The organism is Streptomyces scabichelini (assembly GCF_011045015.1).
Lineage (GTDB): Bacteria > Actinomycetota > Actinomycetes > Streptomycetales > Streptomycetaceae > Streptomyces > Streptomyces scabichelini.
In genome coordinates, this window is sequence record NZ_JAAKZY010000068.1 from 14,322 (window position 1) to 27,521 (window position 13,200).

13 protein-coding genes, 1 tRNA gene and 1 pseudogene are annotated in these 13,200 nt (G+C 68.6%); 9 read left to right on the forward strand and 6 right to left on the reverse strand.

Features of this window, described 5'->3' with window-relative positions:
* Window positions 1-132: 132 nt before the first annotated feature.
* Window positions 133-258: pseudogene (locus G5C60_RS21955) on the reverse strand (translocation protein TolB); the annotation flags it as partial.
* Between the two features lie 132 nt (window positions 259-390).
* Between G5C60_RS21955 and G5C60_RS21960 the strand changes: the two are divergent.
* The gene (locus tag G5C60_RS21960; protein WP_165261907.1) at window positions 391-774 is read left to right on the forward strand and encodes a hypothetical protein; all 384 of its coding nucleotides are present in this window, start codon (window positions 391-393) and stop codon (window positions 772-774) included.
* A gap of 86 nt (window positions 775-860) precedes the next feature.
* On the opposite strand, the gene G5C60_RS21965 is transcribed toward G5C60_RS21960, so the two are convergent.
* Both G5C60_RS21965 and G5C60_RS21970 read right to left on the reverse strand, forming a co-directional pair.
* Entirely contained in the window at window positions 861-1,319 is a 459-nt protein-coding gene (locus G5C60_RS21965; RefSeq protein WP_165261909.1) for a type II toxin-antitoxin system VapC family toxin, read from the reverse strand.
* Complete coding sequence (locus G5C60_RS21970) at window positions 1,309-1,578, reverse strand: type II toxin-antitoxin system prevent-host-death family antitoxin (RefSeq protein ID WP_165261911.1); 270 nt, start codon at window positions 1,576-1,578, stop codon at window positions 1,309-1,311. The genes G5C60_RS21965 and G5C60_RS21970 overlap by 11 nt, the downstream gene beginning before the upstream one ends.
* Window positions 1,579-2,049: 471 nt before the next feature.
* Here G5C60_RS21970 and G5C60_RS52230 point away from each other — a divergent pair, with 471 nt between their 5' ends.
* Window positions 2,050-2,796, forward strand: coding sequence for a DUF2637 domain-containing protein (locus G5C60_RS52230; RefSeq protein ID WP_338145891.1), 747 nt, complete (start codon window positions 2,050-2,052; stop codon window positions 2,794-2,796).
* Here G5C60_RS52230 and G5C60_RS21980 read toward each other — a convergent pair.
* A complete protein-coding gene (locus G5C60_RS21980; RefSeq protein WP_165261913.1) occupies window positions 2,791-3,573 on the reverse strand; it encodes a hypothetical protein in 783 nt (260 codons plus the stop codon). The two genes, G5C60_RS52230 and G5C60_RS21980, sit on opposite strands and share 6 nt — an antisense overlap.
* Window positions 3,574-3,976: 403 nt before the next feature.
* On the opposite strand from G5C60_RS21980, the gene G5C60_RS21985 reads away from it, so the two are divergent.
* The 4 genes from G5C60_RS21985 to G5C60_RS22000 are packed head-to-tail and all read left to right on the forward strand — an operon-like array spanning window position 3,977 to window position 9,457.
* Window positions 3,977-4,612: a DUF4365 domain-containing protein gene (locus G5C60_RS21985; RefSeq protein WP_206439832.1), complete on the forward strand. Its 636-nt coding sequence runs from the start codon at window positions 3,977-3,979 to the stop codon at window positions 4,610-4,612.
* A gap of 10 nt (window positions 4,613-4,622) precedes the next feature.
* Window positions 4,623-5,708 (forward strand): hypothetical protein, encoded by a 1,086-nt coding sequence (locus tag G5C60_RS21990; protein ID WP_165261915.1) that lies wholly within the window; start codon window positions 4,623-4,625, stop codon window positions 5,706-5,708.
* A 30-nt stretch (window positions 5,709-5,738) separates the two neighbouring features.
* Window positions 5,739-6,350, forward strand: a complete 612-nt coding sequence (locus G5C60_RS21995; RefSeq protein ID WP_165261917.1) for a hypothetical protein — start codon at window positions 5,739-5,741, stop codon at window positions 6,348-6,350.
* Window positions 6,347-9,457 (forward strand): helicase HerA domain-containing protein, encoded by a 3,111-nt coding sequence (locus tag G5C60_RS22000; RefSeq protein WP_165261919.1) that lies wholly within the window; start codon window positions 6,347-6,349, stop codon window positions 9,455-9,457. Before G5C60_RS21995 ends, G5C60_RS22000 begins: the two co-directional genes overlap by 4 nt.
* Before the next feature lie 154 nt (window positions 9,458-9,611).
* Here G5C60_RS22000 and G5C60_RS22005 read toward each other — a convergent pair whose 3' ends face one another.
* Window positions 9,612-9,764, reverse strand: a complete 153-nt coding sequence (locus tag G5C60_RS22005) for a hypothetical protein (protein ID WP_165261921.1) — start codon at window positions 9,762-9,764, stop codon at window positions 9,612-9,614.
* On the opposite strand from G5C60_RS22005, the gene G5C60_RS22010 reads away from it, so the two are divergent.
* Complete coding sequence (locus tag G5C60_RS22010; RefSeq protein ID WP_165261923.1) at window positions 9,757-10,017, forward strand: hypothetical protein; 261 nt, start codon at window positions 9,757-9,759, stop codon at window positions 10,015-10,017. The genes G5C60_RS22005 and G5C60_RS22010 overlap by 8 nt on opposite strands.
* Before the next feature lie 368 nt (window positions 10,018-10,385).
* Window positions 10,386-11,018, forward strand: coding sequence for a DUF2637 domain-containing protein (locus G5C60_RS52235; protein ID WP_338145888.1), 633 nt, complete (start codon window positions 10,386-10,388; stop codon window positions 11,016-11,018).
* Window positions 11,019-11,205: 187 nt separating this feature from the next.
* Here G5C60_RS52235 and G5C60_RS22020 read toward each other — a convergent pair.
* Window positions 11,206-11,281: transfer RNA gene (locus tag G5C60_RS22020), tRNA-Arg, on the reverse strand.
* 311 nt (window positions 11,282-11,592) lie between these two features.
* Between G5C60_RS22020 and G5C60_RS22025 the strand changes: the two genes are divergently transcribed.
* Window positions 11,593-13,200, forward strand: a complete 1,608-nt coding sequence (locus G5C60_RS22025) for a dynamin family protein (RefSeq protein ID WP_165261925.1) — start codon at window positions 11,593-11,595, stop codon at window positions 13,198-13,200.

A 13,200-nucleotide genomic window follows, 5' to 3' on the forward strand; every position in this document is an offset into this window, starting at 1 on the left:
GGGCGCTGGGGACAGCCGGTTGCCGCCTTGTTCGACGGCAACCGGCCTTCGTTGAGGGTGGATGTCGTCGCCGACAGGCCGGTGATGGTTGGACGGTGTGCGCTGTGCCGCCCGACTACCACCGGATCGCTGTCAGGCGGTGGTGCGGAAGGGGCCGGTGACCTCGTAGGTGATGCCGCCGGAGGAGCTGCCGGTGGTGCCGCGCTGGCTGGAGAAGTACAGCCGCCTGCCGTCGGGGGAGAAGGCCGGGCCGGTGATCATCTTCTGCACGCAGTGCGAGCGTCGCTTCCACGGCAAGCCGAGCAAGGGGATCAATCACTACGTCTGCGCGCCGAAGAAGCCGTACCGTGCTGCGGACCACCCGCTGGCATCTGGGTGCCGGAGACGGGCATGGTCGAAGGCCTCGGCGTCTTCCTGTCCGACCAGGTGCTCGGCGAGTACCGGCGAGACCTGCTCACCGAATCCCTGGACCAGATGGACACCGACGCCCAGCACGAACGGGAGCTGCGCGCGGCGTCACTGCGCCAGGCCATCGCCGAGGCTGAGACCACGAGCAAGCGACTCCTACGCGGCCTGGAAGCGGCCTGGAAATGGTCGACAACCCCGACTCGAACCTGCGGCCAAGCGCTTAGAAGGTGTCAGGGGTTAAGCGATGTGCTCACCTGCGTAAAAGCAGGTCGCGCGCGAACGAAAGTCGCCAAGTCGCTTGCTGTCACTTTCTGCACTCATCGGCTGCCCTGCTGCTCCTGCTCGCCATGGGTGCTGGAGCAGTAGGCAGGGCTCCGCGGGACCCTGTATGCGGGAGCGCATCGCTCGCCGGCGTCGGGCGGTCCCGCCGTGGCGGTCGCTCAGGCGCGGTGCTACCGGTCGTGCAGAACCTCGGGCCGCGTTACGGGCACGATGGTGATCAAGTCGCCGAGGCCCTTGAAGTCATCGGGGTTGGTGGTGAAGAGGGGGAGTTCCTCGGCGGCCGCGATGGCGGCGATCATCAGGTCGGCCACACGGCGACGGGGCTGGCGGCCTGCGGAGACGACGGCGGCGCAGATTCTGCCGTAGATGCGGGCCGCCTCCACGTCGAAGGGAATGGGGTCGAATTCGTTCTCAGCGCGCTGCAGGACGTCCACGCGGCGGGCCCGCTCGGCGTGTTCGTCGTAGTCGCTCTGCTCATCGCTGCCGCGTACCTGGTGCGGGCCTGCGGAGAGTTCCGCGAGGGTGATGGTGCTGATGGCCATCTCGGCGGGCAACTCGTCGGCGTCGATCCACTTGCGCAAGATCATGATGTTGGTATCAAGCAGACCTTGCTCGTGCTCAACGGGCATACGGGTCGTCCAACTCTTGCTCGAGGACGGCATTCTGGTCGTCGCGGAAGGCGTCCAGCGAGATGTCAGGGGCGGTGCGTGACATGGCCGCGAACTCGGCACGGGGAACGAAGCGGCGACGGCGGCGGAGCGGGACCAGCTCGCCGACCCGGTGCCCGTCGCGGGTGACGGTGAACGCCTGTCCTCCCTGGACGGCGTCCATGATCTCTTTGGAACGAGTGCGTAGATCGCGCTGCGTGATCTCGGGCTTCGCTGTCATGGAGCCCACGATAGCGAAGGTGTGCTACCAGGTGCTACATCGTGCCCCGGGTGTGGATTCGTCGACGAGGGTTGCTGCTGCCACGACGCCGGGTCTGTCTCTGTCCGCGATCGTGTGCCGGGTGAGGCGCTTGCTCACAGAGAGATGTGCGCGCCGTAAACGGAAGAGCCCCTCACGCGTATCCGCAGGTGAGAGGCATCTTTGCGCCCCCGGCGGGGCACCGACAGCATCTGTACGGGCCCGGAGCCGCCGTGAGCTGGTGCTTTCCGGCACGGTGGCGGTGCCGCGGGTGCGTCGGCGCCGGCGTAGGGGTGGTTCCCGGTGACCGCTCCGAGCGAAACGCCGCGCGGTGAGGCTGCGGGCGTCCGTGACGCTCCTCCGAGCGGCACTGATCCGGGCGTCGGCCTTGAGGGGTGGGTACGGCGGTGCTGCGCGCTGGTGGTGGCGTCGGTGGCCGGGTACGCCTCGTACGTGCATCAGCGGGAGTTCGCCCTGCAGGGTGGGGCGGATGTGGTGAGTGCGACGTTATGGCCGTTGTCGGTGGACGGCTTGTTGCTGCTTGCGACGGTGGGGCTGTTGAACCCGTCCCGTGATGTGGGGCGTCGAACGCGGGCCGTGGTGTGGCTGGCCTTTCTCCTCGGTATTGCAGTCTCTCTGGCGGCGAATGTGGCGGCTGCGCCTGCATTGGCGTGGACTCCGATGCTGGTGGCGGGCTGGCCGCCGGTCGCCCTGCTGCTGTCGGTGGAGTTGCTGGTGCACCGTCCCGCCGTTCGTGACCACGGCGAGAGTCCGGAAGGCCCCTCGGAGCTGTGCGACGAGACTCGGCGAGAGGGCGCCTCGCGGCGAGACCGAGAGATGAGGGGAGCGGATGGTCGTGGGGGAGACCTGGCGGAGCGAGACGAGACCGAGACTGTGCGGCGAGAGACGGGTCGCGGCAGCCGAGAGCCGACAGGCGGTGACGAGCCAGGGCATCCAGAGGTTCGGTCCGTGAGTGATGGTCCGTCGCGGTCTGCAGCTGGGGCGACGGCAGAGGAGGTGATGTGGGAGCACTTCCGGCGGCAGTTGGCTGCGGGGCGGGTGGCCAGTGGCGCGGAGCTGGATCGGGTGGCGGGTACGAACAACTACGGGCGGGCCGTGCTGGCCCGTTGGCGCCGGACCGGCCGGATTTCGGAAACGGTGGATGGGGCGCGCGTGAGCGGACGGCGCAGCCACTCATGAGCACGGGACGGCATCCGTGAGGGCGGCCGAGGCACTGGTCGGGTGGTGCTGCTCTGACAGGGTGATGTGGAAGGAGACGTCGTCGCTGTCGGCGTGCAGGCGGACGGTGAGCTGAGTGGTTTCGAACAGGCGTCGTTGCAGCTGTTCGGGGGCATCGGCGAGATGACGGGCCAGGTAGGGGAGGGCGTCGAGGAGCTCGGCGAGGATGTCGGATGCTTCTGTACGGTCGGCCGTATCGAGAGTTCGGAGTGCGTTGAGAGTGTTGACCCGCTGGTCTTCCAGGTCGTTGTAGGTGTGGCGGAGGGCGGTGGTGTAGGAGTCGTCGGCGGGGCAGTTCTGGGCCTGTTGCAGGAGATTGTGCTGGCGGCGGGCTACGTCGTTGAGCAGGAGGTTCAGCCGGTCTCGTTCGTTTTGGAGTTGGCTCGCGTTGCGGTGCTGGGCGCGTTTGAGGGCGGCGGCCAGCAGATCGGGCCGGTCCGGGCGGAGCACATGGTCGGTGTAGAAGGCGGCCAGGGCGTCCAGCAGGAGGTCCTCGCGGATGTAGGCGGTTTTGGGGTGGCCGGCGTAGGCGTCGGGGCGGCCGCGGTTGTTGGCCTCAGGTTGGCAGCAGTAGGAGGTGATGCCCTTGCGGTGCTTGCCGTACATGCGCCGGCTGCAGGCGTGCAGCACCATCCCGCGGAGCACGTAGGTGCGGTTCGTCTGCGGATGGGTGTTGATGGTGTTCCCGGCCCGGGACCCCTGGTTGGTCGGCGGTCTCTGGGTGAGCGTGTCGTACATCCATTTGGGGATCAGTGGTTCGTGTACCGGTTGGGGTGACCACACCCACAGGGCGGGGGCGTTGTAGGCGCCGCTTCGGGAGCGGCTGGCGTGCCGTGCGCGACGAACATCTCCGCACCGGCTCGGTGCCGACGCCGTTCTCCACCCAGTGCACCGCATCCGGCGCGATGACGACCAAGTCTCCCGGAGCGCAGCGAGCGGGCGCGAGGGTCGGACGGCCGCGAGGAGCATCAGGACGAGGGTGGTGGTTCCGAATGCGCCGTGGGCGGTGACCACGGGCACGGACAGGTGGCACATCAAGGCCCCCTGACTTCCCAGAACGGGAGAACGAGCCAGATGCGGCAACCGCAGCGTCGTCCGTACCCGGTCGGGGCGGGAGGCCCGCCCCTACATCGCATCAGAGATGAACAGCTGCCTGCCGACCATCGTTTCGCAGGTCTGTCGGAAGGGCCGATATGGGACCCTGACAGTCGTTGGCGCGCCCCGTACGATTCCTCCTGCTGTGTGCCGCAGTAGGGGGACATTGGGGGCTTTCGTGCTCGACGCGAAGCAGCATCAGGGCAAGTTCGGCGAGGACTATGTCCGTGTGCTTGCCTCCGCGGCAGGGTTGATCGTTTCGCAGGACGATCTCGACGCGGATGGGATCGATCTCGGATTCCGTGCCACCGGTCGGTACGGACGGAGGCAGTCACCCACCATCGAAGCTCAGATCAAGACATGGTCGAAGCCGTCCGGATCGTCCGGTCATCTGAACTACCGCGGGCTCAATGAGTGGCAGTTCAACAGGCTCGCCGGCCCCGACTTCACCGTTCCCCGGTTCTTGTTCGTCATCTGCGTCCCCGCGGACAAGGAGGAGTACGCGGCCATGACGACCGAGGGCGTCATGCTCCGTCACTTGGGCTACTTCGTCTCGCTTCGTTCTGAGGAGCCGATCAAGGATCCTGATCGTGAGCGAATACGTCCGGTCAGGGTTCCGACAGCGAACGTGCTCACCGCCTCTTCGCTGCGCCGGCTCACCGAGACCCAGTCGGACTGGTAGGGGAACCGGGATGACGATTCCGCTGAAGGTCGATGACATCGCCGGCTATCTGGCCGAGACGGGCTGGGAGCGGGACCCGCAAGGCTGGCGCGGGGCGAGTGTGTGGCAACACGCGGGCGACTACGAGGTGTTGGTGCCTGCTCGCGACGGCATGGGGGACAACGAGCGCCGGGTCCGGGAGATCCTTCGCTGTCTGTCCGCGGTGGAGGACCGACCGGCGGGCGACATCGCCCTGGAGATCGCCCGACCGCAGCTGGACAAGCAGTATTTCCGGACGTTTCCCACGGGGCACGACCCGGGTTACACGTCGCTCCTCTTAGGTGCGCAGGCCGTGGTGGGTGTCCGCAACCTCCTGAGTGCGGCGACACGCACCGTCGTGCAGGGTCCGCACTTCTCCTTCGTCGGCCGGGCACCGGGCGTGGTGGGTGACCTCCTGCGTGCGGCCGAGCTCGGCCCCTCCAAAGCCGGAAGCTACGTCGTGGAGACCCGGGTGCCGGCGGATACGACGGCTCAGGCCCCGAGTGGAGAGCAGATCGCCGGCCGGACCGTGCTGGTTCAGATGCATGAAGCGGTGAGCGCCGCCCAGGCGGCCGTAGCGGCGGACGAGCCCGCGGCATTCGACGAAACCGTCACGGCCGGCGTCTCGGCGGATCTCTGCAAGGCGCTCAGCGAGCTTTCCGGCTCCGACCGGAGCGAGCCGTTCGAGATCACCTTCCGGTGGGCGCGCTCGCAGCCACTCGACGCGCCGTCCCACGTCGTCGCATTCCCCGAGACCTCGGGATCGCTTCTGTCGGCGGCGGCCAACCGGCTTCGTGACCTCAACGCCACCGGTGCCGCGACGCTCTCCGGCGTGGTCGAGGGACTGCACGACGACGCGGCCGGCAACGACCGGTGGCGGATCAAGATCCGCGGCGAGTTGCGCACCGAGCAAGCCGAACTGGTCCGGCGGGCCGTCTGGGTGCGGCTTCCGGACCAGGCCTCGTACGACCGGGCGATCACCGTGCATCGGGAGCAGCAGGAGGTCACCGTGACGGGCGAGTTGTCCAGCGCGACCGGCCGGGTGGAACTGGTGCCCGGGCCAGGGCTCGACATCTGAACGGCTTTCGGCTCATCGAGGAGGGGTACTGTGCCGACGGAGTTGACCGTACGCGATCATGCATCGCTGTTTGCCCTGATGGTGGTCGCACGACCGGTGACCAACCGTGAACTGCGCGATCTCGCCGGACTTGAGGTCAGCGCGGAGATACGCCGACGAGCGAATCAGGATGTCGAGCGGATCGCGACCAGGAAACGCGGTGCGGTCAACACGCACCAGCTCACGCCCGCGGGCAGGACCTGGTGTGAGTCCGCCCTGGTGGCCGGACGTCCGGACGGAGCGAAGTTTCCGGCCGGTGTGCTCTACGCGGTGCTGGACAGCGTCGGACAGTATCTGGCGAGTTCGGGCACCAAATTCGGCGAGTTCTTCAAACCCGACGTCGAGAGCTGGATCCGCGCGGTCTACACGGAACTCACCGTTCGCCGCGAACCAGGCAGCTGGGTCAAGCTGTCGGCGCTGCGCCCATGGCTCGAAGACATGCCACGGGGGGTCGTCGACGCCGAACTCGACCGGATGATCGAGCAGCCCGACGTACAGCTGATGGCCGAACTCAACCAGCGCGCACTCAGCGACCAGGACCGCGACGCCGCCGTCGACATCGGCGGCGAACCCCGGCACCTGCTGCGGATCGGGCCGGCGTGAACCGGGAGATCGCGGCCCTGAAGGCCATCCACATCAGCACCGCGCCGACGTCGGACGAGGTCTGGACGCCGGTGACCCCCTACCACGTCGACGGCCTTCATCGGGAGGTGTACCGGCGGCTGGAAAGGGCGATGAGCGCTGTCGAGCGCGCCCACTCGCCGGTCGCGGCGGTGGTATGCGGCGAGCGCGGATCAGGCAAGACGCATCTGCTCGGCTGGACCCGCCACGAGATCCAGGAGCGCGGCGGCTTCTTCTTCTACATCAAGCTCGTGACCGGCCGGGACTTCTGGGAGGGCGCCACCAACAGTCTCGTCGACAGTCTGTACCGGAAGGACGAGGGCGACCAGTTGCAGCTGGTTCGCCTCCTCGGCGGGCTTTCGCGCCAGGTCGGCCTCGACACGGAGACCCACAACGCCATCATCGGTGAGCGGGAGTTGACGCGTGCCCATGTCGACGCGTTCGTTCAGGGCATCCGGAGAATCGACCGGCAGGTGGGCAACGAGGCCGCCGATACGGCCCGCGCGCTGGCGCTCGTCGCCTCCACAGGCGATTCCGCGGGGATCGGCCAGGCCTACCTCGCACTTGACGACGACGATCCGGGCCGGCGTGCCGCCTGGGGGATGTCACCCCGCGGGCGACCGGCTCAACTCCTGCTCCGCGATCTCACGCGCCTGTTCGCCCTCGTCGGACCGCTGGTCTTCGCCTTCGACCAGCTGGACAACCTGGTGTCCGCGTCGGAGACGTCTGCGCTGACGTCGTCCGCGTCCGGCGGAAGCCGGGCCGCGCAGCGGCTGAGCAGCGACATCGCCGCCGGCTTGATGGAACTGCGGGAGGAAACCCGCCGGACCCTGATGGTCGTGGCCTGTCTCCAGGACACCTGGGGGCTGATTTCTCGGTCGGCGGTCCGGTCCGCCCTGGACCGGTTCGAGGTCCTGCCGACGCTCGGAGCGATTCCCGACGAGGCCACCGCCGCCGCCATCATCAGTAACCGATTTCGCCAAGGCTACGAGGCCGAGGGGTTCACCCCGCCCTACCCGACCTGGCCGATCAGCCCGGCCGCGCTGGCCGAAGCCTCCCACCGTTTCACCGCACGGCGGCTGCTCAAGCGCGTCGAGAAGCACCTCGACGAGTGTGAGCAGACCGGCACGGTCTCCGAACTGACCTCCTTGACAAGCGAAGAGCCCAGGGGAGCCGCACAGCCCACGCCCGCGAAGGCCGGCAACCTGAACGCCTTGACCGAGTCCTTCGAAAAGCTCCGTGCCGAGGCCGATGATCTCGGGCCGCTCAACGCCGCCTCCGAGGATGACCTGATGCCCGCTCTGCTGGGCGCGGGACTGCGGAGCCTGGTCAAGGAACTCGGTGTGGACGAGACACGGTTCCTCATCGAGACGGACTTCGGCCGCAAGGCGGCGCTGCACGCCCGGCTGCGTCATGTCGTCGACGAGGCCAGCGAAAACGAAGTCCACTGGTCCTTGCGGGCGATCGCCACGGACAACCCTCGCGCCGCCCAGACCCGGATCCGCAACGCGGCTGTGGAGGCCGGCCTGGCGGCCCAACTGACGAGCCGCCGGCTGATCCTGCTGCGGAACACCCCGTATCCGAGCGGCGCCAAGACCAAGGAAATCAAGGACGACTTCGAGGCGCGGGGCGGGATGTCGTTACCGATCGGTGCCGCCGATCTCCGGACCCTGGCCGCTCTCCGGGCCATGCTCGACGACCGTGCGTCAGGCCTGGCCGAATGGCTGCGGCAGGAACGCCCCGCCTCCCGCACAGAGGTCTTCGCGCCGGTGCTGGCCGATCTGCGGCAGCAACTCGGCATCACGGCCACGGACACCGGCTCCGGGGCGGACGCGGCGGACATGCCGGAGGACGCCGAGCCGGCTCGTACCGAGATCGTCATCGGCACCACGGTCCGGGGCCGCCGTCCGTTCGCGGTTCCCATGGAACGGCTCCGGATGCACACCGCTGTGGTGGGGGCCGCGGGATCGGGCAAGACGGTCCTGATCAAGCGACTCGTGGAGCAATGTGCTCTACGCGGTGTCTCGGCGATCGTGCTGGATCCGAACGACGACCTCGCACGGCTAGGCGACCCCTGGCCGCGCACGCCGGATCGCTGGGCGGACGCACATGAGCGCGAGGCTCAACGCTATTTCGCGGATGTCGAAGTGACGGTGTGGACGCCGGGCCTGAACCGGGGACGCCCGATCTCGTTCTACCCGCTCCCCGACTTCGGTCCGGTCCTTGACGACGAGGACGACTTCCCGCGTCTGGTCAGGTCGACCGTGACATCACTCGCGCCGCATGCCGGCATACGGGGCAGCAGCGCTCGCGCGACCCAGCAGCTGGGGGTCCTCAAACGTGCCCTCGAACAGTACGCGCGCGACGGCGGCAAGACCTTGGCCGGCTTCGTCGAGCTGCTCGCCGAGCCCCCGCCCGACATCGTCAACAGCAGGACCAGGCGCTTCGCGGTTCAGATGGCGGACACGCTGGAAGCCGCGATGGAGACCGACCCGCTGTTCGGGGAGTCCGGCGCACCCGCCGATCCCGGCATGCTCCTGATCCCGTCGCCGGGGAAGGCCGCCCGTATCTCGGTAATCAGCTTCATCGGCCTGTCCGGCGACGGACCGGCCCAGTTCGTCAGCCGCCTCCAGGCGACCTTGTTCTCATGGTTCCGGGCGCACCCGGTCGGCGACCGTGCCCTGGGCGGGCTGCTGGTGATGGACGAGGCGCAGAACTTCGTACCGTCCGGTGCGGCGAATCCGAGTACGGAGAGCACGGTCGAACTCATCCGCCAGATACGCAAATACGGACTCGGGATGGTCCTCGCCTCGCAGACGCCCAGGGGGATCCACAACCAGGCGCTGGGCAACACGGTGAACCAGTTCATCGGCCGCCTTACTGTTCCCGCTCAGATCAACGCCGTCGAGACCATGGCGGAGGCGCGGAACGCGGTCCTCGACAACCTCGCCGGTCTCCAGCGCGGCACGTTCAACGCCGCGACCGAGGGGACCGGATTCAGCAAGATCGAGGTGCCGATCTGCCTCAGTCACCACGATGTGCCGCTCACGGAGGACGAGATCGTCGAGCGAGCCCGCCGGGGTACCTGAGCGGTCGTGAGGTGGTGAGCGCGTCCTGGCCCGTGCCGAGATCCTGGCCTGTCGCCCTGCGCTGGTGTGTCCGTGCCGAAACCCTGACCTGCACGGACAGGGTTTTCAGCACGGACAGGGTCGCCAGGGCGCTTGAGCCGTCCTATCCCGGCGGTCACCTCTGCGCCGACCTGGAAGAGGGCAGACGGACCCGCGCGAGCGAACCGCGCTCTTCCGCACTGTCACCGCCGGAGGCGACACCCTCGTCGTCGACAACGCCCGTCAGGCAGCCGAAGTCCGCCCCGGCCACCGGTCTGCTCGTGGTCACCAGCCGCACCGGCCTGCCGGAGCCGGCCATGGACGGCGTGGTGGCCGTCCCCCTCGAACCGCTCGACGAGCGAGCGGGGGTCGAGTTCGTACGCAGGTGGCGCGTCACGGACGCGGACGGCGCGGCCCGGGCGCTGGTCCGGATCTGCAGCGGCCTGCCGCTGGCGCTGCGCGCGGCCGGCGAATGGCTGGTGAAGAAGCGCCCTCAGTTGAGCCTCAACGACGCGGTACTGGCATTCGGCACCGGCGGCTAACCACACTCGGAGGACGGGACCCCATCGGTGAGCACGGTTCTCGACCTGGCCTACCAGGGCCTTTCCGACCCCGCCAGGCAGTTGTCCGGCTGTTCGGCTGCCTGCCGGGTACGACGGGCCACCGGAGGTCTCGCGGCGGCGGCCAGGGTGCCGGCCGTGCAGGATGCGGTGGGTGAACTGCTCACCGCTCATCTGGCCGTCGTAGTCCAGTCCCCCGACGGACCACGCCGTTTCCGACCGCACGATGTCATCCGGGAGCACACACAGCAGGTGTCGAGGGACCTCCGGGAGGCCGAACGCCGCGCCGTTCCGCGGGCCGTGACGTTGCGTCGAAGTTCCCGGCCACCGGTGGCGGTGGCGGGTGTGAGGTGTGGGTGCGGCCTGGCTGCGCGTTGGTCGTGGCGTCGGTGGCTGCGTACGCCTCCTACGTTCACCAGAGGGCGTTTGCTCTCCAGGGCGGTGCGGATGCGGTGAGCGCGGCGCTGTGGCCTCTGTCTGTCGACGGGTTGCTGCTCTTGGCGACGGTGGGGCTGCTGAAGCCTGCCCAACATGCTGGTGGGCGAGCGCGCGCCGTGGTGTGGATGGCATTTCTGCTCGGCATCGCGGTGTCCCTTGCGGCCAACATCGCGGCGGCCCCCGCTCTCGCGTGGAAGCCGGTACTCGTCGCTGGATGGCCGCCGGTGGCCTTGCTGTTCTCGGTGGAACTTCTCGTGCATCGGTCCAGCCGACGCGAGCGGCCAGAGGACGGATGGCGAGACCAGGCTCCCAACCTCGTGGCTCAACCACAGCAGGGCGGAACCGATGCTGAGCGAGAAAGTTTCGGTGCACCGGAGCGAGACTTTCGTGGCGAGCGCACGAGAGAGACCACTGGGTTTCGGTCTTCTGAGGCTGTGCAGCCGAAGGCAGGGCAGAAGGCGGAGCAGATTATGTGGGACTACTTCAAGCACGAGCGGGCTGCCGGGCAGGGAAGCCCGAAAAACCCGCGCAGCGGTAACGGATAGTGAAGTCTCCGCGATTCGCGACATATACGGGGGCGCGAACCTGCGGCTGCAGGACGAGTCGGACAAGGCCTGATGGACGGGCTACCACCTGCGAACGCCCCGCCCCTGCAGGCGAGTGTCGCGATAGGGCGCGACTTTGCGGGGGAGCCGGGAAATGCGCCCTGACCTGCGATAACTCAGAGCAGTGTGGCGCCCCCGGCAGGACTCGAACCTGCGGCCAAGCGCTTAGAAGGCGCCTGCTCTATCCACTGAGCTACGGGGGCCGGGTGTGGTGGCCTTTGGTACTCGTGCCCGGGTGAGGGCGGGACCGTGACCTTGCCGGGGACAAGGATAGGGCTCGCCGGACCTTGTCCCTGGTGCTTCGCCTCCGTGGCTCAATGTGGAGGTTCGGTGAAGCGGTCCTGATAATCGCAGGCAGGTGCGAATCGTGCATTGCTTTTGGCGCCTCGCGCCCCTGGTGTTGTGCACTCGTTATGCCTGCGCCCCAGTCATCCCTTCCGCCCCATGTGTCCGATCGGCGCGCAGACATAGTCATATGCTTCAGAAAGCCTCCAAAATTGGGCATTCTTCGCATGTGGTGACCTTGGACGTACGGCCTCAGCTGCTCGACGCACTCTCCGCCCTGCGCGACCGTGTCGCCGCCGCACGCTTTCCGCTGCCCTTGCCTGGGGCACCACGCGCGCGTGCCAACCGCGACGAACTGCTCGCACAACTCGACGATTATCTCGTGCCCCGGTTGAGGGAGCCCGAAGCACCGCTGCTCGCCGTCGTGGGGGGATCCACCGGCGCCGGAAAGTCGACACTCGTCAACTCTCTCGTAGGACGGCGCGTCAGCGAGGCGGGGGTGCTGCGGCCCACGACGCGTACTCCGGTGCTGGTGTGCCATCCGGAGGACCAGCACTGGTTCAGCGGAATGCGTGTACTGCCCGAACTCACACGCGTGTGGCGACCCCGAAGGGACGGCGGCGACGACCTGCTGCTGCCCGGCGAGGACGGCGCGCGCGTGCTGCGTATCGAGACCGTCGACACCCTCCCGCGCGGGCTCGCTCTCCTCGACGCGCCCGACGTCGACTCCCTGATGGCCGACAACCGCGTCCTCGCCGCCGAACTCATCTGTGCCGCCGATGTATGGATCATGGTCACCACGGCCGCGCGGTACGCCGACGCCGTGCCGTGGCATCTGCTGCGTACGGCCAAGGAGCACGACGCCACCCTCGTCACGGTCCTCGACCGTGTGCCGCACCAGGTGGTGTCCGAGGTGTCTCGGCAGTACGGCGCCCTGCTCACCAAGGCGGGACTCGGCGACGTGCCCCGCTTCACCGTGCCCGAGCTGCCCGAGTCCGCGTGGGGCGGGGGTCTGCTGCCGGCCACCGCCGTGGCGCCGCTGCGGGCCTGGCTCATGCATCAGGCGCAGGAACCCGGGGCCCGGCATCAGGTGATGGCACGTACGGCGTACGGGGTGCTCGACTCGCTGAAGGCGCGGATGCCCGAACTGGCCAGTGCGGCGGCCGCGCAGTACGCCGCCGCGCTGCGGCTCACCGCGGCCGTCGACGGGGCGTACGACAGCGAGCACGCGCGCGTGCGGGGTCGTTTGCAGGCCGGGGCGGTGCTCGCCGGGGACGCGTTGAAGCGGTGGCGCAGCTACCCGCTGGACTGCACAGCCGGCGAGCTGCTCGACGCGCTCGTCGAGAGCCTGGCCGCGCTGCTGCTGTGTGCTGTCGCCGCCGCCGACGAGCGCGTCGACGAGGCCTGGCGGCGTGAACCGGCCGCGGGCGCACCGGGCCTGGCGGACCGTGACCCGAGCCCGGAGGGCGCCGAGCACCGGATCGGGCTGGCCGTACGGCGCTGGCGGCGGGTCATCGAGGAGTACGCCGAGGAGGAGGTACGCCACCTCGACAGGAGCATCGCACCGGACGCCGAGGTGGTGGCCGCGCTGGTCGCCACCGCGCTCCTGGGCGGCCGCCGGGCGCGGTCCGCGGGCGAGAGTCTCGCCGAGCGGATCGGCGCACACGGTGCTCTGCGGCTGCGCGACCGGGGCGGGCGACTGCTCACGGACTACCTCGACAAGACGCTGCACGCCGAACGAGAGCGGCGGCTCGCCCCGCTCGACGCCCTCGACGTACGCCCGGAACCACAGGCCGAACTCATCGCCGCGCTGTCCGTACTGCAGAAGGAGAGGTGA

Bases quoted from the DNA above. Each gene is read 5' to 3' on its own strand.
- G5C60_RS21960 (WP_165261907.1), top strand. From the start codon at position 391: ATGGTCGAAGGCCTCGGCGTCTTCCTGTCCGACCAGGTGCTCGGCGAG.
- G5C60_RS21965 (WP_165261909.1), bottom strand. From the start codon at position 1,319: ATGCCCGTTGAGCACGAGCAAGGTCTGCTTGATACCAACATCATGATC.
- G5C60_RS21970 (WP_165261911.1), bottom strand. From the start codon at position 1,578: ATGACAGCGAAGCCCGAGATCACGCAGCGCGATCTACGCACTCGTTCC.
- G5C60_RS21980 (WP_165261913.1), bottom strand. From the start codon at position 3,573: ATGTACGACACGCTCACCCAGAGACCGCCGACCAACCAGGGGTCCCGG.
- G5C60_RS21985 (WP_206439832.1), top strand. From the start codon at position 3,977: ATGAACAGCTGCCTGCCGACCATCGTTTCGCAGGTCTGTCGGAAGGGC.
- G5C60_RS21990 (WP_165261915.1), top strand. From the start codon at position 4,623: ATGACGATTCCGCTGAAGGTCGATGACATCGCCGGCTATCTGGCCGAG.